The following is a 20,889-nucleotide window of genomic DNA, read 5'->3' on the forward strand; positions in this document are numbered from 1 at the left end:
ACAATGAGATCGAAGAGTGTGCGCCGACAGGCTCAGGGGTAGAGCACCATCTGCGTGCAGCGGAAGAGCGCAATCGTGCGCGCCTGGTCGTCTCGCACGGTCGCGTCCCAGAGCTGTGTGCGTCGGCCCGAATGGATCCGCGTGGCCGTCGCCGTGACCACGCCCGACCGTGCGGTGCCCAGGTAGTTGGTCTTCAACTCGACCGTGGTGAATCCCGACGCGTCGGCGGGCAGCGCCAGTCGCGCGCCGACGCCGCTGACCGTGTCGGCGAGCGCGACGACGGTTGCTGCATGCAGATATCCGTTGGGCGCGAGCAACTCCTCCCGGACAGTCAGGTCCCCGACCACCTCGTCGGCGGACGCGGCCAGGATCCGCATGCCGAGCAGCCCCGGTAGTCGGCCGTCGAGCATGGCGGTCAGCTCCTCGGCGAGGGGTCGACCGGTTCCGCTGGGCGTCGCGCGCGGGACGCCGACCGGTGTCGTATCGGCTGCCATGCTTCAGCCGATCTTCTCGATCTCGACGCGCAGGTCGCGGCGCAGCAATTTGCCGACGGGATTGCGCGGGAGGTCACCGACAGTCACGAGCCGCTCCGGCAGCTTGAAGGACGCGACGTCCTTGGCCCGGAGGAACTCCACGAGATCGGCAAGTTCGAGGTCCTCCCCCGCCACGGGTACGACGACGGCACAGCACTTCTCGCCGAGGATCTCGTCGTCGTAGCCGATGACGGCGACGTCGGCGACGGCGGGATGGTCGACGAGGATCCCCTCGATCTCGGCCGGCGCGATGTTCATTCCGCCGCGGATGATGATTTCCTTGCTCCGGTCGACGAACTTGAGGTATTCGCCGTTCTCTCCGCACAATTCGAAGATGTCGCCGCTGCAGAGATAGCCGTCCTCGTCGAACGGGCTCGATGCCGCGGTCCCGGGCAGGTACCCTGCGAACACCGTCGGCCCCTTCAACCGGAGTTCGCCCCGGTCACCGATACGAGTGACCGGACGACCGGTCGCCAGATCGACGAGGCGCACCGAGGTCCGTTCGGCCACCGACGTGGCCCAGGACTTCCCCTCCGCTCCGTAGTTCGGCAGATACTCCGCGCGGATCAGGGGATCCGGGGTGTCCGACGGCGCACCGAGCAGGCACACGCCCTCGTTCGACCCGAAGAAGTTGAGGACCTCGACGCCCAGCAGGTACTGCCAGTCACGGACCACGCCCGGCGGCAGCGGCGCCCCACCCGACCCGACCCGCCACAGCGACGAAAGGTCGTGCGCCGCACGCAGTCCCTCGTTCTGCAGCAGCATCCCGAGAATCGCGGGCGGCATGCTCGTGTGAGTGACCCGATGGCGCTGGATCTGGTCGAGGTACACCGCCAGGTCGAGCGGGTGATGGTGCACGAGGTGCCCGCCGCCGATCAGCCACGGCAGCAGCGACGTCGCGAACCCTGCCATGTTGACCATCGGGAAGGGGTTCATCATGACCGAGTCGGTGTCGGTCTCGAGTCCGTCCTGGACGGCGTAACCGATCGCGAGCCAGTCGGCGTGACAACGGGGTACACCCTTCGGTGCCGCCTCGGTGCCACTGGTCCAGCAGATGGTGATGCAATCGTTGACGGACCGGGGCAATGCGGCGCAGTGGCTCCGAACCGCCGCCACCGCCTCGACCGAGGCCGCATCCCCGTCGAGCGGAATCGTTCCGGGCGTGCTGGGTGGTCCGAACGTGAACACCGAACGTAGCGAGGGAAGTTCGGTGGCGAGGGTCAGCGCCTCCTGGGACGGCGTCCGGTCGTGGAGGCTGTTGACGGTGATCACCGCGACCGCCTCCGCCGACTCGACGATCCGGCCGAGCTCGTGTCGACGGTACGACGCCGGCATCGGCGCCGCGATCGCGCCGATCCGCCACAGCGCGAGGTAGGTGGCGGTCAGTGCGGCGGAGTTGGGCATGAGCACCGCGACCACGTCTCCGGGCGCGACACCCGCGCCGTGCAACTTGGCGGCGATGTCGTCGATCCGGGCGTCGAGTTCACGCCAGCTCAGTTCTTCCGGCTCGATTCCGGCCAGCGCCGACAGGTTGGTCGGATCGGTCAGCGCGACGGCGTCGCCCCGAGCGATCACGTTGTCGTCGAAGAGTTCCAGCACGGTCTCGGGACGCCACCACCCACGCTCGAGGTAGTCGCGAACACGGTGGTCGGGGTGGCACGAACGTAACGGCTCGGCGGCGAGCCGTCCCGGGGAGGCAGTCATGGTGTCCTTTCGTCGGACAGGCAGGAGGGGTGCGGAGGGGGAATCAGCGGAGTCGCCGGACGACGACGGCGGCACCGAGGCCGAGTGCCGCGGGAATGGTCACCAGCGCGTACTCGCCGTCGATCCGGGTGAGCTGGTCCAGCGCGTTGGTGAGCAGCACACCGCCGCCCGCGCCGAGCGGGTGTCCGGTGGCGATCGCTCCCCCGACCGGGTTGACCCGGGCCGGGTCCAGCCCGAGTTCGCGGATCATCACCAGCGCGGAGGCGGCGAACGATTCGTTCGCCTCGACCACGTCGAGCTGCTCGATGCCGATGCCCGCCTTGTCGAGTGCACGACGGGCCGCCACGACCGAGGCCGTCAGCAGTGGCGAGCGGACGGCCGTCTGAGCGACGCCGACCACCTCCGCGAACGGCTCGCGGCCGAGTTGTCCTGCCGCCGCGGCGGAACCGAGGACGGCCACGGCAGCGCCGTCGGCCAGCTGTGGCGCGGTGGCGGCGGTGTGCAGGCCACCGTCGGGCCGGACCGCCGCGGGAAGGCGATCCGCCACCCGGCCCCACGACGGGTCGTCACCGAACAGCGGCGACAGCTCGCCGAGCGCGTCCAGCGTGATGTCGGCTCGCGGCCCCTCGTCCGATTCGAGGATCACGGCCGCACCCGACCGGACGGGCACCACCGAGAACGATGTCGGTGCCGCGGCGGCGCGACGGTGGGAGGTGACGGCGTACTCGTCGAGATCGCTTCGGGAGAAACCGTACTCGGCCGCGGTGAGGTCGGCCGAGACCCCGATCGTCACGTAACCCGTCCGATCCCCCAGTTCGTCGTCGACGACGAAGCCCGGCTTGTCGGAGAGCATCGGCACGCGGGACATCGACTCGACGCCGCCGGCCACGACGACATCGGCGATGCCGGAAGCCACCTTGGCGGCTGCGGTTTCGATCGCGTCGAGTCCCGAGCAGCACAGCCGCGACACGACGCCGGCGCCGACATCGTCCGGCCACCCGGCCCACAGCGCGGCCGCGCGGGCGACATTGCCGCCCTGGTCGCCGACGGCGGTGCTGGTGCCGATGACGATGTCGTCGACGGCCCCGGCCGGGAGGCCGCGGTCGCTCAGCGCCGACAGCAGCTGGGCGACCAGGTCGTAGGCCGGTACGTCGGCGAGGGTGCCGCCCTGCCGTCGGACGCGGGCCTTCGGGGTGCGGACCGCGTCGTAGACGAACACACGGGATGCAAACTGCGACATGGCGTTCACGCCTCGACCTGGCGGCGGTCCTGAACCATGCGGAATCGGCCGGCGACGAACGACTCGTCGGTCAGGGTGGCGTTGCCCGCGGGGTTCAGCCCCGTGACGTGGTAGTCGCTGTAGGCGGCGGCGTACTGCATCGGCATCGACGACACCAGGTTCACCGACAGCGACGCCCCGGCGTCCGCATAGGCGTCGGCCACCGCGTCCACTGCGGCGTCGTCGGTGCTGTACAGGTAGGAGCTGATCGCGCCGTGGCTGCGGATGGTCGCGGTCGCGTGTTCCACCGCGGACTCGCGGTCGGCGCAATCGATGACGAAGGCCACCGGGCCGAACTGCTCGCCGGCCGGGAGCGCGTCGCCCCGGCGCGGATCCACCCGGATCAGCAGCGGCGTCACGACCCGTGCCTGGGGATGGTCCGGATGCTCGTACGGCGCTGCCCGGCGGATGAGCGTCCCGTCGGCCTCGGCCCGGTCCGCGAGCGCGTCGATCGACTGCAGCGTCGCGTCGGACTGCAGGGCACCGCACACGGCCGCGGCGCGACGAGGCGCCGTGGCGATGTCCTCGATCGCCGACGTCAGGGCGGCCACGACCTCGTCGCGCGAGACCACTCCGGCGTCCGTCCGCACCCCGCCGTCCGGGATGTAGATGTTCTGCGGTGTCGTGCACATCTGCCCGCTGAACAGCGACAGACCACCTGCCAGTGTGCGCATCGTGGCCGACAGATCGCCGACCGAGTCGAGGATGACCGTGTTGACACCGGCCGTCTCGGTGAACACCAGGGCGTCCTGGACGTTGCGTTCGAGCCACGTCCCGAAGGTGGGGCTCCCGGTGAAGTCGACGATGCGCACCGCCGGATCCGTGGCGAGCCGCGCCGCGACCGGGTCGTCGGTCGTGTCGACGACGAGCTGGACGGAGTCGGCCGGCAGACCCGCCTCGGTCAGCACCTCCCGGATCACGCCCACGGCCAGCGCGGTCGCCAGCACCGAACGCGGGTGCGGCTTTACGAGCACCGGATTTCCGGTCGCGAGGTTCGCGAGGATCGCCGGGTATGCGTTCCACGCGGGGAAGGACGCACACGCGACGACGAGTGCGGTGCCGAGCGGGCGCGGACGGAAACGCTTGCGCAGCTTCACCTCGGACCTGCCGAACGTCTGCTGCCACTCGACCGACTCGGGCACCCGGTTCATGGCCGCCCACGCCATCGCGACGGCCTCGAGCCCCCGGTCCAGCGCGTTGGTGCCGCTTCCGCTGCAGGCCATGCCGAGGCTCTGCCCCGTGGTGTGGGACGTGGCTGCCGCGAATTCGTCCCCGCGCCGGTGGATTCGGTGCAACGCCTCTAGGCACACGCCCACCCGGCTCTCGATTCCGGCGTCACGCAGAGCGGCCGCCGCACCGGCGGCGCCGGCCAGCGCCTCGTCCGCGGACGGGGCACTGTAGCCGACGTCGAGGGCCTTGCCGGTGTACGGCGACACCTCGTCGGCCGTGATCACCGTCCGGGTGGACGACGAAAGCTGCAGGGTCGCACCGTCGTAGGCGCCGACGAAAGCGTCGGCCTGCTCCACATCGGGAGGGGTGATGGGCGCGTACCCGGTCCACGCGGCGCGGGTGCGGTTGGCTTCGGCCGCAGCCTTCAGCAGGTCGAGGTGTGCATCGAAGAACATCGGGTGCTCGTTCCTGTCAACGGTGGAAATTGCGAATCACGTATGACGGAGGCCGATCTCCGGGCGGCTGGATCGTCCGAGACGTTCACTCCAAATCACTACGGTTATTGAAGTGAACCAAGCCACACAGGGATTGTCAACGGGCACCCGATAAGGCGAGACCGGACGGGAGGGTGATCGAGCGTGGGATCGCGACAGGAGGCGGCTACGCCTCGAAGAGCACCGAGGTTCGCTCCAGAACGGCGTCGCAGCCGCGGCATCGCAGCGACGGCTCCAGCCAGGACCCGCAGTCCACGTGGCGGAGCTTCGGTCCCAGCTCGGGAACCTCGGGATGAGCGAGATGCGTCCACTTCAGCAGGAACGCGAAGATCGAGAACAGGCCCCGGCCGCGCGGGGTGAGCACGTACTCGCGGCCGCTTCCGGACTCGCTGCGGGTGAGGATCTGTGCCGCGGTCAGCCTCGCGAGCCGCTCGGTGAGTGTCGTCGGCGAGATCTTCAGAATCGTCTGGAACTCGCTGAAGCGCCGGACCCCCGACAACGCCAGCCCGGTGACCAGGGCGCTCCAGCGATCGCCGATCGCCTCCATGACCTCGGTGAACTGCAGGTCGGCTCGGCTCATCGGGGGTGAGTTCCGCTTCGACCGCCGGCGCCCGCTGCGCGCCGCGAGCACGAGCGACTCGGGGTCCATCTCGAGCCGGGCGTCACGCGGGCCGACGATGCGGTCGCAGTTCCCACACACCAGCGCGGGCGGGCCCCGGTGCCCGCAGTCGACGTGCACCATCTCCGGCTGCAGCGCCCCGTGCGGCGACCACTCGCGCTGCCAGGACCACACGCTGACCAGGAAATCCCACGTCGCCAACCCGAGATCGGTCAGCAGGTAGTCGTGGCGGTCGCCGCCGTGGGTCTGCGGGTGCCGCTCCATCAGACCCGCGTCGACCAGCGCGTTCAGGCGCGCGGTGAGGATGGCGGGCGGTGCACCGGTGCGGTCGATCCACTGACTGAATCGCCGCACATGGTCGACGAAAGCCTCCCGCAACACGGCCACGGTGAGGCGATCACCGAGCAGGTCGATCGTCTGCGCCACCGGACTGGGAGACTCCTCGGCCGAGGCATCGACCACGTCATCCACCTCCCAGGAATCGTCGACGGCAGCTACCGCCGGCGAATCGCCACGTCAGGCCTCCAACACAATAGCGATGCCCTGCCCCACCCCGATGCATGCGGCCGCGATACCGATCCCTCCGCCGAGCCTGCGCAGGTGGCGCAGGCAATCGACCACGATCCGGGCGGCGGACGCGCCCAGCGGGTGCCCCATCGCGATGGCGCCGCCGAAGGGGTTGACCCGCTCGACGGGAAGGCCCGGAAGCTCGCGCAGGCACGACAGGACCATCGCCGCGAAGGCTTCGTTCAGTTCGAGGACGCGGACGTCGGCGAGGCTGCGACCGGCGCGGTCGAGCGCCTTGCCGATCGCCGCGACCGGGGCCAGCGCGAACTTGTCCGGCTCGACGCCGACCACCGCCGACGAGAGCACCCGCCCGAGCGGTTCGACGCCCAGCTCGTCTGCGACCGCGCCGGTCGCCACCAGGGCCGCCACCGCGCCGTCGCTGATCGGCGAGGAGTTCCCCGCGGTCACACTGCCGCCGTCCGAGAACGCGGGCCGCAGCGCGGCCAGGGACTCCGGCGTCGCCACCCGGATCGGTTCGTCCCGGTCCAGGTTCGCCAGCGGGGCAACGAATCCCGTGTGGACACCGTCGTCCCAGGCCCGAACGGCGAGCGTATGGGATCGCAGCGCCCACTCGTCCTGCTCGCGGCGACCGATCCCCATCGACTCCGCGACCAGTTCGGCGGACCTGCCGAGCGTCTCGACCCACGGTGCCGGGAAGCGCGGATTGGTCATGCGCCACCCGACGGTGGTGGACATCAGCTCGAGCGACCGGGGGAACGCGGTGTCCACCGGCGGCAGCACGTAGGGCGCCCGGCTCATGCTCTCGGATCCGCCCGCGATCGCGACATCCGCGTCACCTGCGGCGATACGTCGCACGGCGGACAGCATCGCCTCCGCGCCGGAACCGCACAGGCGGTTCACCGTGACCCCGGGGATCGTGTGCGGAAGCCCCGCGAGCAGCACCGCCATCCGCGCGACGTTCCGGTTGTCCTCCCCCGCACCGTTCGCGTTTCCCCACACGACGTCGTCGATCCGTGCCGGATCGAGTTCGGGGTGCCGCGCGACCAGGTCCGCGATCGGCAGCGCGGCCAGGTCGTCGGCGCGGATCCCGGAGAGGGCGCCGCGCGACGCCCCGAACGGTGTGCGGACGGCGTCGATCACCCACGGCGTCCGTCGATCCGCCTCGGAAGTGCCTCGTCCCATCGCGTCCTCCGTCTCTCGCGCGCCGACGCCGCCTGTTGCGGAAACCCGGCCCGCCGTTGTCTACTTCAATAACTGTAGCGAATCGAAGGAGCGTTATGTCTATCGCTGACGTGGTGCGCGCGGTCGCCGATCGATACGGGCCCCGGATCGCACTCGAGGACGGCTCGGGATCGCGCACGTTCGCCGATCTCGCCGACCGGGTGCACCGCCTCGCCGCCGGCCTGGCCGACCGCGGCCTCCCCCCGGGCGCGACCGTGCTGGTACTGCTCCCGAACTCCGTCGAGGCCGTCGAGGTCGATCTGGCGCTCGCGGTCGGCGGATTCGTCCGCGTGGCACTCAATCCCCGGGTCGGGCACAGGGATTGGGACCGGATCGTGCACGACGCCCGCCCCTCGGCCGTGATCTTCGACAGCCACGTCGACGGCGCGACGGAGTTCGTCGGTCGGCTGCCCGGACTGCTCGCCTTCGAGGTCGCGGGGGCGGGCGCGCCGTCCCTGGACGAGATCGCCGCACACGCCCCTGCCGCCGACCTGCCTGCTCCGGACCCGGAATCGCTGTGCGCGCTGCACTACTCGTCGGGGACCACCGGTGTGCCGAAGGGGGCCCGCCGCACGCACGCGAACCGGCTGGCCTCACTGCGCGCGATGCGGGAACACGTGCTCGACGGCACCCTCGACGGCGACGAACCCGCGGTCTTCCTGCACGCCGGACCGATCATCCACACCAGCGGCCTGTTCGTGCTGCCGTTCCTCGAGGCCGGCGGGCGGCAGGTGCTGCTCGACCATCCCCGTCCGGATGACCTGCTCGACGCCGTCGCGACCCACTCCGCGACGCACACCGCGCTGGTGCCCACCGTCGTCGCCCGACTGCTGGACTTCGACGACGCCCGCCTCTCGGTGATGCGGCGGCTGCGGGTGCTCGCCTACGCGGGCGCGCCGATGCCCGTCGAGCACATCCGGCAGGCCTACCACCGCATCACGCCGAATCTGTTGCAGTACTACGGAATGGTCGAGGCCATACCGCCTCTCACGGTGCTGAACGCCGCGGATCATCGCCGAGGGGTGGTCGAGAACGCCGACGTCCTCGGCTCGGTGGGGCGGGCCTGCCCACAGGTGCGCGTCGAGTTCCGCCGAGACGGCACCGTCGTCGCCGACGGCGAGGTCGGCGAACTGGTCGTCGCCGGCCCCGCCGTGAGCCCCGGGTACCACAATGCCGACGCGCGAACGGATCTCGGCAAGAGCCACGCCGACGGACACCTCTACTCGGGGGACCTCGGCTACCGGGCACCCGACGGCTACATCCACCTGACCGGACGCTCCAAGGACATGATCATCACCGGCGGATACAACGTGTACCCGAGGGAGGTCGAGGAGGCCCTCGCCGGTATCCCCGGCGTCGCCGACGTCGTCGTCGCCGGGCTGCCCGATCCGCTGTGGGGCCAACGGATCGTGGCCGGGTACACGACGTCGCCCGGCTCGTCCGTCGACGACCACGACGTGCTGGCCGAGGGCCGACTGCGCCTGCCGGACTTCAAGCGCCCCAAGGTGGTACACCGAATGGATGCACTTCCCCTGACCCCGCTGGGCAAGGTCGACCGCGCGGCCGCCGCGCGACTGCTCGACGCTCTTGCCGTCGACTTTCCGTGACCGATCACCACCCCACTTCCGAACCGAGGACACCATGACCGATTTCCTGAATGCCCTCCGCCTGCCCGTCGTCGCGGCACCGATGTTCCTGGTCTCCGGGCCGGAACTCGTGTCCGCGGCCTGCACCGCCGGCGTCGTCGGCTCGTTCCCCACCCAGAACTGCCGCACCGTCGAGGATCTCGATACCTGGATGGGTTCGATCACCGATACCCTCCGCGCGGCCGAGGGCGCGGCCGTGCCCGTGGCACCCTGGGCCGCGAACCTCGTGACGCACTCCAGCAACGCCCGCCTCGCCGACGACCTGCGACTGATCGAGGAGTACAAGCCGCAGATCGTCATCACCGCGCTGGGGTCGCCCAAGCCGGTGATGGAGGTCGTCAAGGGCTACGGCGGCACCGTCATCGCCGACGTCGTCAACATGCGTCTCGCGCACAAGGCCGCCGAGGCCGGGGTCGACGGGATGGCCTGTGTGTCCGCCGGCGCGGGTGGACACACCGGTCAGCTGTCGCCGTTCGCGTTCATCTCGGCGGTCCGCGAGTTCTTCGACGGGAAGATCATCGTGGGTGGCGGGATCTCCGACGGCCACGGTGTCGCCGGCGCCGTCACCGCGGGCGCGGACCTCGTCTACATGGGCACCCGGTTCCTGGCGGCCGAGGAGAGCATGGCCCCGACCGCCTACAAGCAGATGATCGTCGACCACGGGCCCGACGATCTCGTGGTCAGCTCGGCCATCACCGGTACGCCCGCGTCGTGGCTCAAGCCCAGCCTGGTGGCCTGCGGGTTCGATCCCGACAACCTGGAGCCGACCGCGGGCGAGAAGAACTACACCGCCGGCGCCACCTCGATGAAGCGCTGGAAGGACGTCTGGGCCGCCGGTCAGGGACTCCAGACCATCCGCGCGATCGAACCGGTCGCCGAGATCGTCGACCGCATCGAGAGCGAATACGTTGCGGCGCTCCGCCGTTCGAGCGCAAAGATGCCGTCCGCGACGGCGGCGCCCACCCGCTGACGAGGACGGGTCAGGCGTCCTGGAGCCCCGCCGACGCAGTCGGCGTGGCTCCGCTGCCGGCGATGAGCCCCGACACGTGCCGTCCCGCGGCCGACGACGCGAGCACCGCGTACACCCCGTCCGCGGTCTGCTCCCACGAGAACTCCAGGGCCCGCAGCCGCGCCTTGCGGCCGAGGTCGGCGCGTAGCTCGGCGTCGAGCAGCAGCGTTTCGACGGCCGTGGCCAACGCGGGGACGGCGCCGCCCCGGTCCGGGGTGGCGTCGTCCGAGGGCCCGCCGACGAGCAGGCCGGTGACGCCGTCGATGATCGAGTCCGTGAGGCCCTTGGAGCTGCGGTAGCCGACGGTCGGCACCCCGTGCTGGGCGGCCTCGATCACCGCGAGTCCCCAACCCTCCTTGCGCGACGGCATGACATGCACCCACGACCGCGCCAGCAGTTCGTGCTTGCGTTCCTCGGAAACGTGCCGGTGGAAGGTGACGGCGTCGGCGATGCCGAGTGCGTGGGCGCGCTCGCGCAGGTTCTGTTCCCACCAGCCGCCGCCGATGACGTCGAGATGCAGCTCCGGGATGGTCGCGCGCAGTTGCGCGACGACCGCCAGGGCGTCCTCGATCTGCTTGTGCGGCACCAGCCGCGACAGCACACACACGCTCGGGTGCGCGGTGCGGGTGTGGTCGCCGCCGGGCGCGACGCCGGCGGGGATCGCGTCGGCGCCGTTGCGGACCACCGCGATTCGTTCCCGCTGGACGCCCAGGTCGGTGAGCTCGTCGGCGGACGGCAGCGACACCGTCAGGTACTGGCTCTCGCGGTGCACGCGCGGGGAGAGCCACGACTCGATCCACCAGCCGACCCGGCCCATGAGCCGACCCGCGACCGGCCACTGCTCGCGGTGACAGTGGTGGACCAGGACGGTCACCGGCGCACCGGCGACGAGCCGGGAGAAGAAGGGGATGCCATTCTGGGTGTCGACGACGGCGTCGGGCCGCAGTCCGGCGAGCGGGCCGAGCCCGAACCGTCCGGCGAGGATCGCGCCGAGCGCGCGCGGGTACACCGTCAGCCGGCCACCGCCGCGACTGATCCGGACGCCGTCGATCGTCTCCTCGCTCGGCGCACCGGGGTAGCCGGCCGTGCGGAGGGTGACCTTGATGCCGCGGCGGGCCAATCCGGCGCCGACCTCCTCGAGGTACCGCTCGCTGCCACCGCCCTGGGGATGCCCGGTGTCGCGCCAGCACAGCAGGAGAACCTCTCGCACTTACGTGCCCCCTCACTGGCTCGGCTCGGACGGTCGCCTGCGACACACCTTATCGGCTGGACGCGGGCTGCCCTACCGTCAAGTAGCGGAAACCGGCGAACGGGATCGCCTTATGTCCGATCGCTAAGGTTCGTCCCGTGACTCGCGCCCGACGACCCCGCGTCATTCCCACCCGACCGGCCCATGTGGCCCGGTACTTCGCCCGCCGCGCGACGCTGAAACGCTCGTTCGGGCTGCTCAGCGACTTCCGGTACGAGCAGACCGACCCGGACCTGTTCTACGGCGCCCTCGCCCGGGACTCGGTGGAACTGATCGGAGACCTCCACCGCGGGCTCACCGACACCGACCTGACCGGCACGACGGTGCTCGACGTCGGCGGCGGACCCGGCTACTTCGCCGACGCGTTCGGGAAGGCGGGCGCCCGGTACGTCCCCGTCGAGCCGGACCCGTCGGAGATGCACGCGGCCGGGCTGAGTGCCGGCGACTCGATCCGTGGTTCCGGGCTGGCGCTGCCGATCCGCACCGACGCGGTCGACGTGTGCTTCTCGTCCAACGTCGCCGAGCACGTCGCGCAGCCGTGGGTGATGGCCGAGGAGATGCTGCGGGTGACCAAGCCCGGCGGGCTGATGGTGCTCTCGTACACGCTGTGGTGGGGACCGTTCGGCGGGCACGAGACCGGGCCGTGGCACTACCTCGGCGGCGAGTACGCCGCCCGGCGCTACAGGCGCAAGCAGGGCAAGGAACCCAAGAACCGGTTCGGCGTCTCGCTGTTCGACATCGGCGCGAAGGACGGCCTGCAGTGGGCGAAGACGCAGACCAGCGGCGACGTGCTGGCGGCCTTCCCCCGCTACCACCCGCGCTGGGCGTGGTGGATGGTGAAGATCCCGGTGCTGCGCGAGCTGCTGGTCAGCAACCTGGTGCTGGTCGTTCGCAAGCGTTGAGGGGCCGCGTGCCGACGGCTCACGCGAACGAGCGACGGTACATCTGGGGGCTCACACCGACCGTCTTCTTGAACCGGTCCCGGAACGTCGTCGCCGAGCCGAAGCCGACCTGGGCCCCGATCCGCTCGACGGAGTGATCGGTCGACTCCAGCAGGTGCTGGGCCTGGCGGACGCGGGCTCGATGGAGCCACTGCATCGGCGTCACCCCGGTCTGCTCCCGGAACCGGCGGATCAGCGTCCGCTTGCTGGTCCGGGCGTGCGCGGCGATGTCGTCGAGGGTGAGGTTGCGTCCCAGATTCTCCTGCAGCCAGCCGAGCAGCGGCTCGAACGTGGCGCCGCGCGGTGCGGGGGTGTGGTCGTGGACGATGAACTGCGCCTGCCCGCCCTCCCGCTCGAGCGGCATCACCGACAACCGGGCGGTGTCGGCCGCGACGGCCGATCCGTAGTCGCGGCGGATCATGTGCAGGCACAGGTCCAGGCCCGCGGCCGCGCCGGCCGACGTGAGGAACTGGCCGTTGTCGACGTACAGCACGTCCGGGTCGACGGTGAGCGACGGATGGGCGGCCGCCAGCTGCGCGGCCGCGATCCAGTGCGTCGTCACGCGCAGCCCGTCGAGCAGTCCGGTGGCGGCGAACGGAAAGGCGCCCGTACAGATCGACGCGATCCGGGTGCCCTGCTCGGCGGCCGCGATCAGCGCCTTCCGGACGTCGTCCTCGAGCGCCGCCGTCGGATCCGCGGCTCCGGGCAGCACGATCGTGTCGGCGTCCGCGAGGGCGTCGAGCCCCCACTCGGCGCGGAGCGTGAAGTGTCCGGCGTCGACCTCGTGGCGGGGGACACATACCCGGACCTGGTAGCCGGGGCGTCCGTCGGGCAGACGAGTTCGCCCGAACGCGTCGAGCGGCGTGGACAGATCGAACGGAATCACCCCGTCCAGCGCCAGGACAGCGACAGTGAGCATGGCGTGAAGATACCCATCCGCGCTCTCCGTGCCGCCGCCGATCCCGCCGCAAGTACCGCCGCCCACCTGTGGTGGATCGCCCAACGAGCGCGATGGCACTAATCCGTTGAAAGGTGGCACTCGCGCCACTGGGACGGCCGTTCGATCCTGCATACCGTCGAACCGGCCGGGAACGCCTCCGGCCGTCCGTTCGGCTGCGAAGGAATCTCGTGCACCCCCATTCCCCGTCCCCCCACCCCGATCGACTCTGCGCGGCCACGTCCGTCGCGAACGTGGAGTCGATCCGGTGACGAAGCTCTTCCTCTCCCTCCACGTGCTCGCGGTCATCGTCGCGATCGGTCCGGTGACCGTCGCCGCCAGCATGTTCGCGCCCGCCCTGCGCCGCGCCCAGGCCGATCCGTCCAGCGAGCGCGACCTTGCGAATGTCGCTCTGCTGCACCGCATCTGCCGTGTCTACGCCGGCGTGGGAATCGCTGTCCCGATGTTCGGGTTCGCGACCGCCGGCAGCCTGGGGGTGCTCGGCAGCGGGTGGCTCGTCGCATCGATCGTGCTGACCGGTGCGGCCGCCGCGGTTCTGGTGCTGCTGGTCCTGCCGGCGCAGGACCGGGCGCTCTCCGACCTCACGGCTGCGGCCGGCGTTTCGGACGCCGGCGCCACCGCACCGGGAATCGCCACGCGGGCGGCGGGCCGCCTTGCCATGCACACCGGAATCTTCAACCTGCTGTGGGCGACGGTCACCGTCCTGATGATCGTCCGGCCCGGATCCACGACGGGAGCCTGACGGTGGATCTGCGATACCTGCGCATCGCCGCGCACGTCGAGCTGGCGTCGCTGATCGTCATGCTGGTCAACCTCGCCACGCTGCACCTGAAGCCGATCTCGTCCCTCCTCGGCCCCACCCACGGCGTCGCCTATCTCGCCGTGTTCGTCCTGGTCTGGCGGTGCGGACGGGCGACGGCCGGAATCAGGTGCGCCGCACTCGTTCCCGGCGTGGGCGGCCTCGTCGCACTGCGACTTCTCGAGCGTCGCGCCGGCCCGGTGTCGGCATAGCGGACACACCGCCGAGCCGGTTCCGGCGCCCGTCCCGGCAACTAATCTCGAACCATGACCGCACTCGCGCTCGACGTCGGCGGCACCAAGTTGGCGGCGGCGCTCGTCGGCGCGGACGGGCGGCCGCAGGATCCGGTGACAATGCCGACGCCCCCGGCCGACGTGTGGCACGCGTGCGCATCGCTGCTGCGGAAGGCCGCCGGCGACGCGACGGTGACGGCGGTCGGGATCGCGTCGGCCGGGCCGGTGGACACCCCCGCGGGCGCGGTCGCGCCGGTCAACATCCGTGAGTGGCGTGGCGGCTTCCCGATCGTCGACGCGGTGCGCGGCCTGTTCCCGGCGGCGGGGATCCGGCTGGCGCTGGACGGCGCGGCCGCCGCGTACGCCGAGCACCGGCTGGGTGTGGGCCGCGGCACCCCCGATTTCCTGGGTGTCGTGGTGTCGACCGGAGTGGGCGGCGGGGTGATCCGCGGCGGCATCATCGCCGGTGGGCGGACCGGCAACGCCGGACACATCGGGCACATGGTGGTCCCGGGTGGCGACGAGCGCTGCGGGTGCGGCGCCGTCGGATGCCTCGAGACCGTCGCCAGCGGACCGGCGGCGCTGCGCTGGGCCCGGGCCAACGGGTGGATCGGCGCCACGGGTGCCGACCTGGCCGTCGACGCCGGGCTCGGCGAGCCCACCGCCGCCGCGGCGCTCGCCCGGGCCGGAACCGCACTCGGGCGGGCGTTCGCCTCGGCGGCGGCGCTGCTCGACGTCGACCTCGTCGTGGTAGGCGGCGGTTTCGCGCAGGCCGGGCCCGCGCTGTGGGATCCGATGACCGCGGCGGCGGCGAACAGCGCCCGGCTGCCGTTCCTGCGCGAACTGCGGCTCGCCCCCGCCGAACTCGGCGTCCTGGGCACGCTCACCGGTGCCGGACTCCTCACGATCGACGGCCTCTGACCGACCGATCGGACCTCGCCTATTCCAACTAGCTGTAACGTGTTCTAGTGTGACCCAGGGCACTCCACAAGAGCGAGGATGAACTGATGACCGACTACGACAAACTCTTCATCGGCGGCCGATGGGTCGCGCCGGCGACCGACCAGCGGCTGGAGGTGTTCTCCCCCGCAACCGAGGAGCGCGTCGGCAGTGTTCCCGTCGCGGCACCGGCCGACATCGACGCCGCCGTCGCCGCGGCGCGCGCCGCCCTCGACTCCGGCGCCTGGGCCGAGACCACGCCCGCGCAGCGCGGCGAGATCCTCGCCAAGGTCGCGAAGCTGATCGAGGAGCGCAGCGCCGAGCTGGTCTCCATGCTCTCCGCCGAGATGGGCGCACCGGCGTCCGGCGTCGAGACCATGCAGAAGATCATGTCGCTGGCGACGCTGAACTACTACGCCGGCCTCGCAAACGAGTTCGCGTGGGAGGAGACCCGCACCGGCGCGTTCGGCCAGACCAACGTCTACCGCGAGCCGGTCGGTGTCGTCGGCGCCGTCATCGCGTGGAACGTCCCGCTGTTCCTCGCCGTGAACAAGCTGGCCCCGGCCCTGCTCGCGGGCTGCACCGTGGTGCTCAAGCCGGCACCGGAGACCCCGATCAACGCGAACATGCTCGCCGAGATCTTCACCGAGGCCGGCCTGCCCGAGGGCGTGCTGTCGATCGTGCCGGGCGGCGCCGAGACCGGCGAGTACCTCGTCTCGCACCCCGACATCGACAAGGTCACCTTCACCGGCAGCACCGCCGTCGGCCGCAAGATCGGCGCCATCGCGGCCGAGCAGCTCAAGCGCTGCTCGCTCGAGCTGGGCGGCAAGTCGGCCGCGATCCTGCTCGAGGACATGGACGTCCCGTCCACCATGCCGATGCTGGTCATGTCGGGCCTGATGAACTCCGGCCAGGCGTGTGTCGGCCAGACCCGCATCCTCGCGCCGCGTTCGCGCTACGACGAGATCCTCGAGGCCATGGTGCAGTTCGCCGGGTTCATGCCAGTCGGCATGCCGGACGACCCGGCCGCGCAGCTCGGCCCGCTCATCACCGAGAAGCAGCGCGACAAGGTCCTCGGCTACATCGAGAAGGGCAAGGCCGAAGGCGCCCGCGTCGTCCTCGGCGGCGGCACCCCGGCCGGCCTCGAGAAGGGCTGGTTCGTCGAGCCGACCATCTTCGCCGACGTCGACAACTCGATGACGATCGCCCGCGAGGAGATCTTCGGCCCCGTCCTGTCGGTGATCCCCTACGACACCGTCGACGAGGCCATCAAGATCGCCAACGACTCGGACTACGGCCTGGCCGGTTCGGTGTACACCACCGACATCGATAAGGGCATCGAGATCGCCAAGCAGATCCGCACCGGCACGTACGCCATCAACTGGTACGCATTCGATCCGGGCGCGCCGTTCGGCGGCTACAAGAACTCCGGCATCGGCCGCGAGAGCGGCCCGGAGGGTCTCGAGGCGTACCTCGAGCTCAAGTCCGTCCTGATGCCGCCCGGCTACACCGGCTAGACATCACCGAACCCCGTCAGGCGCGGCCCCGATCGTTTCGGGGCCGCGCCTGACGCGTTCGTCCGGCATACCGGCCCCTGCCCGCCTAGCCTGAATCGATGGCGACCTCTCCGACCACCCGTGCGGAGTCCGGCGGCGAGAGCACCCTCACGGTCGTGGTGGCGTTCGCCGCGAATGCCCTGATCGCGCTTGCGAAATCGGTGGCGGCCGTGCTCACCGGGTCGGCGTCGATGGTCGCCGAGGCCACCCACTCCTGGGCCGATACCGGCAACGAGATCCTGTTGCTGGTCGCCGACCGCCGGGCCCGCAAGTCGCCCGATCGCGCCCACCCGCTCGGGTTCGGGCGCGAGGCGTACATCTGGTCGCTGTTCGCGGCGCTCGGCCTGTTCGCGGTCGGTGCCGGGGTGTCCGTCACACACGGCATCCAGGAACTCGCGCATCCGCAGCCCGCGAGTGACTTCGGTGTCGCCTATGTGGTCCTCGCCATCGCGTTCGTCCTCGAGGCGATCTCGTTCCGGCAGGCGTTCAAGCAGCTGCGCGGCGAGGCGAGCGCCGCGCACCGCGACGTCCTCGAGCATGCGCTGCTGACGTCCGATCCGACCGTCCGGGCCGTGTTCGCCGAGGACGCGGCAGCGCTGATCGGCCTGGTCATCGCGTTCGCCGGTGTCCTGGCGCACCAGCTCACCGGGTCGCCGGTCCCCGACGCGATCGGGTCCATCGCGGTCGGCATCCTGCTCGGCGTCATCGCGCTCGTCCTGCTGGACCGCAACCGCCGCTTCCTCGTCGGCGAACCCGGCACCCCGGAGCTGCAATCGCAGACGATCGCGAAACTCCTGTCCTACGACGAGATCGAGCGGGTCACGTACCTGCGCATGGAGTTCCTCGGCCCGCACCAGGTGTACCTGGTGGCCAGCGTCGATCTGGTCGGCGACTACGCCGAGTCCCGCACGGCGCACACGCTTCGAGCCCTCGAGGACCGGATCACCGGCGAGACGGCCGCGGTCCGGAAGACGGTGCTGACTCTGTCGACGGCGGACGAACCGAGCCTGACGAACTGATTCGGCTGCCGGTCCCGGCAACGACGAGTAGAACTGGAGGGAGCGTCCGCCGACCCGCTCTGGAGCATCTGTGGACCCTCACACCAGTTCTGCTTCCCGGGATGTCGCGAGCCGCGACGTGTTCGAGGCTCCCCTGCCCGAGAGGCTCGGCTACCGGATCAAGTGCCGGCTCCTCGGGCCGCCGCTCACGACCGCGCGCCTGCACCAGGAACGGCTGTCGAAGACGACCGCGCTGGGCGTGCTGTCGCCCGACTGCATCTCGTCGTCCGCGTACGGCCCCGAGCAGGTGCTGATCGAGCTTCTCCCGTACGCCGCGCTCGCGGCGTTCACCCTGTTGCTGCCGATCACCGGCGTCATCCTCGTCATCCTGCTGCTGCTGACGCTGTCGTACCGGCAGGTCGTGATGCTCTACACCCGCGCGGGCGGCTCGTACGTCGTCGCGCGGGACAACTTCGGTCCCAAGATCGCGCAGATCGCCGCCGTCGCGCTGCTGATCGACTACGTGGTGACCGTCGCGGTGCAGTCGGCCGCCGGCACGGTGGCGGTGGTGTCGGCGATCCCGGCGCTGGGCCCGTACAGCCTCGAGATCACCGTCGGGGCGGTGCTGCTGCTCGCGTACGGCAACCTGCGGGGGCTGAAGGAGGCGGGGCGCGCGTTCGCGTTCCCGATGTACTTCTTCGCCGGATCGATCGGCGTCGTGATCGTCGTCGGGGTGGTCAAGGCGCTGCTCGGCAGCCTCGACCGGATCGACCCGGCCACCCTCGACGGCACCGTCCCGATCGCGCACGGAGACGGCCTGGTGATGGGTGCGACGGTCCTGGTGATCCTGCGCGCGTTCGCCAACGGCGGCACCTCACTGACCGGGCTCGAGGCGATCAGCAACGGCGTCAGCGCGTTCAAGAAACCCGAGGGCCCCAACGCCCGACGGGCGCTGGTGATCATGGCGTCCATCCTGGCGTTCCTCGTCAGCGGCGTCTCCCTGCTCGCCCACCTGACCCACGCGACGCCGTACGCGGCCGGCTACCCGTCGGTGATCAGCCAGGAGGCCCGGATCGTCTTCGGCTCGGGCACCGTCGGCGACGTCCTGTTCGTCGTCGTGCAGACCGCGACGGCGCTGATCCTGTTCACCGGCGCCAACACCAGCTTCAACGGCTTCCCGTTCCTCGCAAGCTTCGTCGCCGACGACGCCTTCCTGCCCCGCCAGCTCCGCCGCCGCGGACATCGGTTGGTGTTCTCCAACGCGATCATCGTGCTCACCGCGGTCGCGATCGTCCTGCTCGTCGCCACCGACGCCAGGGTCAACTCGCTGGTGCCGTTCTACGCGATCGGGGTCTTCACCGGATTCACGATGGCCGGCCTCGGGATGGCCCGGCATCACCAGAAGGCGCGCGGTCGGCACTGGCGCCGCAACATGGCCCTCAACCTGGCGGCCGGGACGACGTCGGCGATCGTGGTGGCGATCTTCGCGATCGCGAAGTTCACCGAGGGCGCCTGGGTTGTCGTGCTCGTCTTCCCGACGCTCGTCGTAGTGCTGATCCGGCTCAACCGCGAATACCGCGACGAAGCCGCCGAACTGCGCGAACTCGGCGACGCCGAAGCCGATTCGGAGGCCGTGTACTCGAACCACATCGTCATCGTCATGGTCGACGCGTACGACCTCGCCACGATCGAGGCCCTCCGGTACGGCCGCAGCCTGCGCCCCAGCGAGTTACGGGCCGTGCACTTCGTCCTCGACAACGCCCGCGCCGCGATTCTCAAACGCCAATGGGAGGCCAGCGATCTCGAGGTGCCCTTGGAGTTGATCGAGTGCCCGGACCGCCGGATCGGGCACTCGACGCTGGAACTGATCGCCCGCGCCGCCGCCCCGCGGACCGAGATCAGCGTCCTGCTCCCCCGCCGCATCTACGGGTCGATCCTCGGCCGACTCCTGCACGACCGCACCGCCGACCGCATCGCCAAGACCATCAGCCACGTCCCGCACGCCGTCGCGATCATCATCCCCTTCGACGCCTCCACTCGCCGGGGCGTACTGGAGGGGCCGGTCCCGCCGCCCGCTCGCGGACGCGGCGGACGGGCACCGTCAGCCGGTCACCGGTTGCCGGGATACCGCAGGAACCGCCAGGCGTAGGGCACGAGTCGGGAGATCGGCACCGGCCGCGGCCAGACATCGGGACGGAAGTACGCGTCCGATCCGCCGTCGACGAAAACGACGCTCCCGCAGAGGAAGTCCGCCGAATCGGAGAGCATGAACACGACCCAGTCGCCGAGCTGACCCGCGTCACCGAAGCCGCCGACCGGAACCGGGAAGCGTCGCACCGTCTTGGCCTCGAGCGGTGTCGCGAGCTGCTTCTCGAGCAGCGGCGTCATGATGGCACCCGGGGCGAGGACGTTCAGCCGGATTCCGGCACCGGCCCACTCCGGCGTGGTGGCGTGGCGGCGGACCCAACGGGTCACGGCGAGCTTCGATCCCGCGTACATGATCGGTGCGGCCCCCTTCCCGAACAGCCTCACCGACCGCACCGCCTTGTCCACGTCGCCGGACAGGAAGGCCTTGATCGTGCGCGTCGGTACCGCAGGTGTCGTCGTCGTCGAATTACTACCGAACACAACCACTTTGGCCTTGCCCGACGTCGCGAGCGCCGCACGCCATCCGTCGAGCAGCTCGACAACGCCCAGGTAGTTCACCGCACCGATCAGGGGCAGCCGCTCCGCGCCGGGCGTAGGGCCCACACCCGCGGCGAGCACCGCACCGTCGAGCGCGCCGCCGGCCTGCGACAGCACCTCCCGCACGGCGTGTCGACGCCCGTCCGCCGTGGACAGGTCCGCGACCACCTCCGCGCCCTGGAGATCGACACCGATGACGGTGTGCCCCGCCGCCGTCAGCTTCTCCACGACCGCCCGGCCCATGCCCGACGCCGAACCCGTGACCGCATAGACACCCATGAACACCCTCCCCATCGGCGGCCGACCGGCACCGAGGACCATCCTCGCC

General features: G+C 70.7%; 18 protein-coding genes. 9 read left to right on the forward strand and 9 right to left on the reverse strand.

Features of this window, described 5'->3' with window-relative positions; all coding sequences use genetic code 11:
* Nucleotides 1-32: 32 nt before the first annotated feature.
* The 6 genes from ACQ5DX_RS20155 to ACQ5DX_RS20180 all read right to left on the reverse strand — a co-directional run bounded on the left by ACQ5DX_RS20155 (nt 33) and on the right by ACQ5DX_RS20180 (nt 7,509).
* Nucleotides 33-494, reverse strand: a complete 462-nt coding sequence (locus tag ACQ5DX_RS20155; protein WP_430334254.1) for a PaaI family thioesterase — start codon at nt 492-494, stop codon at nt 33-35.
* Nucleotides 495-497: 3 nt separating this feature from the next.
* Nucleotides 498-2,237: a class I adenylate-forming enzyme family protein gene (locus ACQ5DX_RS20160; protein WP_430334255.1), complete on the reverse strand. Its 1,740-nt coding sequence runs from the start codon at nt 2,235-2,237 to the stop codon at nt 498-500.
* Nucleotides 2,238-2,280: 43 nt separating this feature from the next.
* Nucleotides 2,281-3,477 carry a thiolase family protein gene (locus tag ACQ5DX_RS20165; RefSeq protein ID WP_430334256.1) on the reverse strand — a complete coding sequence of 399 codons (1,197 nt, stop codon included), beginning with the start codon at nt 3,475-3,477 and terminating at the stop codon, nt 2,281-2,283.
* A gap of 5 nt (nt 3,478-3,482) precedes the next feature.
* The gene (locus ACQ5DX_RS20170; protein WP_430334257.1) at nt 3,483-5,141 is read right to left on the reverse strand and encodes an aldehyde dehydrogenase family protein; all 1,659 of its coding nucleotides are present in this window, start codon (nt 5,139-5,141) and stop codon (nt 3,483-3,485) included.
* A 205-nt stretch (nt 5,142-5,346) separates the two neighbouring features.
* Nucleotides 5,347-6,261 carry a winged helix-turn-helix transcriptional regulator gene (locus ACQ5DX_RS20175; protein WP_430334258.1) on the reverse strand — a complete coding sequence of 305 codons (915 nt, stop codon included), beginning with the start codon at nt 6,259-6,261 and terminating at the stop codon, nt 5,347-5,349.
* A gap of 54 nt (nt 6,262-6,315) precedes the next feature.
* A complete protein-coding gene (locus ACQ5DX_RS20180) occupies nt 6,316-7,509 on the reverse strand; it encodes a thiolase family protein (protein ID WP_430334259.1) in 1,194 nt (397 codons plus the stop codon).
* Between the two features lie 95 nt (nt 7,510-7,604).
* Here ACQ5DX_RS20180 and ACQ5DX_RS20185 point away from each other — a divergent pair, with 95 nt between their 5' ends.
* Nucleotides 7,605-9,155, forward strand: a complete 1,551-nt coding sequence (locus ACQ5DX_RS20185) for a class I adenylate-forming enzyme family protein (RefSeq protein WP_430334260.1) — start codon at nt 7,605-7,607, stop codon at nt 9,153-9,155.
* A 34-nt stretch (nt 9,156-9,189) separates the two neighbouring features.
* Nucleotides 9,190-10,164 carry an NAD(P)H-dependent flavin oxidoreductase gene (locus ACQ5DX_RS20190; protein WP_430334261.1) on the forward strand — a complete coding sequence of 325 codons (975 nt, stop codon included), beginning with the start codon at nt 9,190-9,192 and terminating at the stop codon, nt 10,162-10,164.
* A gap of 10 nt (nt 10,165-10,174) precedes the next feature.
* On the opposite strand, the gene ACQ5DX_RS20195 is transcribed toward ACQ5DX_RS20190, so the two are convergent.
* Nucleotides 10,175-11,413, reverse strand: a complete 1,239-nt coding sequence (locus ACQ5DX_RS20195; RefSeq protein WP_430334262.1) for a glycosyltransferase family 4 protein — start codon at nt 11,411-11,413, stop codon at nt 10,175-10,177.
* 185 nt (nt 11,414-11,598) lie between these two features.
* Between ACQ5DX_RS20195 and ACQ5DX_RS20200 the strand changes: the two genes are divergently transcribed.
* Nucleotides 11,599-12,354, forward strand: a complete 756-nt coding sequence (locus ACQ5DX_RS20200; RefSeq protein ID WP_430335755.1) for a class I SAM-dependent methyltransferase — start codon at nt 11,599-11,601, stop codon at nt 12,352-12,354.
* A 19-nt stretch (nt 12,355-12,373) separates the two neighbouring features.
* Here ACQ5DX_RS20200 and ACQ5DX_RS20205 read toward each other — a convergent pair whose 3' ends face one another.
* Nucleotides 12,374-13,312: a GlxA family transcriptional regulator gene (locus ACQ5DX_RS20205; protein WP_430334263.1), complete on the reverse strand. Its 939-nt coding sequence runs from the start codon at nt 13,310-13,312 to the stop codon at nt 12,374-12,376.
* A gap of 286 nt (nt 13,313-13,598) precedes the next feature.
* On the opposite strand from ACQ5DX_RS20205, the gene ACQ5DX_RS20210 reads away from it, so the two are divergent.
* From ACQ5DX_RS20210 to ACQ5DX_RS20235, 6 genes are all read left to right on the forward strand, one after another.
* On the forward strand, nt 13,599-14,093 hold the full coding sequence (locus ACQ5DX_RS20210) for a hypothetical protein (RefSeq protein ID WP_430334264.1): 495 nt from the start codon (nt 13,599-13,601) through the stop codon (nt 14,091-14,093).
* 2 nt (nt 14,094-14,095) lie between these two features.
* Entirely contained in the window at nt 14,096-14,362 is a 267-nt protein-coding gene (locus ACQ5DX_RS20215) for a hypothetical protein (RefSeq protein ID WP_430334265.1), read from the forward strand.
* Nucleotides 14,363-14,416: 54 nt separating this feature from the next.
* A complete protein-coding gene (locus tag ACQ5DX_RS20220; protein WP_430334266.1) occupies nt 14,417-15,304 on the forward strand; it encodes an ROK family protein in 888 nt (295 codons plus the stop codon).
* An 86-nt stretch (nt 15,305-15,390) separates the two neighbouring features.
* The gene (locus ACQ5DX_RS20225; RefSeq protein ID WP_430334267.1) at nt 15,391-16,839 is read left to right on the forward strand and encodes an aldehyde dehydrogenase; all 1,449 of its coding nucleotides are present in this window, start codon (nt 15,391-15,393) and stop codon (nt 16,837-16,839) included.
* A gap of 98 nt (nt 16,840-16,937) precedes the next feature.
* Nucleotides 16,938-17,897: a cation diffusion facilitator family transporter gene (locus tag ACQ5DX_RS20230; protein WP_430334268.1), complete on the forward strand. Its 960-nt coding sequence runs from the start codon at nt 16,938-16,940 to the stop codon at nt 17,895-17,897.
* A gap of 118 nt (nt 17,898-18,015) precedes the next feature.
* Entirely contained in the window at nt 18,016-20,025 is a 2,010-nt protein-coding gene (locus tag ACQ5DX_RS20235; RefSeq protein ID WP_430334269.1) for an APC family permease, read from the forward strand.
* On the opposite strand, the gene ACQ5DX_RS20240 is transcribed toward ACQ5DX_RS20235, so the two are convergent.
* A complete protein-coding gene (locus tag ACQ5DX_RS20240; RefSeq protein WP_430334270.1) occupies nt 19,986-20,840 on the reverse strand; it encodes an SDR family oxidoreductase in 855 nt (284 codons plus the stop codon). The two genes, ACQ5DX_RS20235 and ACQ5DX_RS20240, sit on opposite strands and share 40 nt — an antisense overlap.
* Nucleotides 20,841-20,889: the final 49 nt, after the last annotated feature.

Source organism: Rhodococcus sp. ACT016, from assembly GCF_050477185.1.
GTDB lineage: Bacteria > Actinomycetota > Actinomycetes > Mycobacteriales > Mycobacteriaceae > Prescottella.

Coding starts and splice junctions, on each gene's coding strand:
- ACQ5DX_RS20165 (WP_430334256.1), bottom strand. CDS start 3,477: ATGTCGCAGTTTGCATCCCGTGTGTTCGTCTACGACGCGGTCCGCACC.
- ACQ5DX_RS20180 (WP_430334259.1), bottom strand. CDS start 7,509: ATGGGACGAGGCACTTCCGAGGCGGATCGACGGACGCCGTGGGTGATC.
- ACQ5DX_RS20225 (WP_430334267.1), top strand. CDS start 15,391: ATGACCGACTACGACAAACTCTTCATCGGCGGCCGATGGGTCGCGCCG.
- ACQ5DX_RS20160 (WP_430334255.1), bottom strand. CDS start 2,237: ATGACTGCCTCCCCGGGACGGCTCGCCGCCGAGCCGTTACGTTCGTGC.
- ACQ5DX_RS20170 (WP_430334257.1), bottom strand. CDS start 5,141: ATGTTCTTCGATGCACACCTCGACCTGCTGAAGGCTGCGGCCGAAGCC.
- ACQ5DX_RS20230 (WP_430334268.1), top strand. CDS start 16,938: ATGGCGACCTCTCCGACCACCCGTGCGGAGTCCGGCGGCGAGAGCACC.
- ACQ5DX_RS20185 (WP_430334260.1), top strand. CDS start 7,605: ATGTCTATCGCTGACGTGGTGCGCGCGGTCGCCGATCGATACGGGCCC.
- ACQ5DX_RS20220 (WP_430334266.1), top strand. CDS start 14,417: ATGACCGCACTCGCGCTCGACGTCGGCGGCACCAAGTTGGCGGCGGCG.
- ACQ5DX_RS20155 (WP_430334254.1), bottom strand. CDS start 494: ATGGCAGCCGATACGACACCGGTCGGCGTCCCGCGCGCGACGCCCAGC.
- ACQ5DX_RS20205 (WP_430334263.1), bottom strand. CDS start 13,312: ATGCTCACTGTCGCTGTCCTGGCGCTGGACGGGGTGATTCCGTTCGAT.
- ACQ5DX_RS20240 (WP_430334270.1), bottom strand. CDS start 20,840: ATGGGTGTCTATGCGGTCACGGGTTCGGCGTCGGGCATGGGCCGGGCG.
- ACQ5DX_RS20190 (WP_430334261.1), top strand. CDS start 9,190: ATGACCGATTTCCTGAATGCCCTCCGCCTGCCCGTCGTCGCGGCACCG.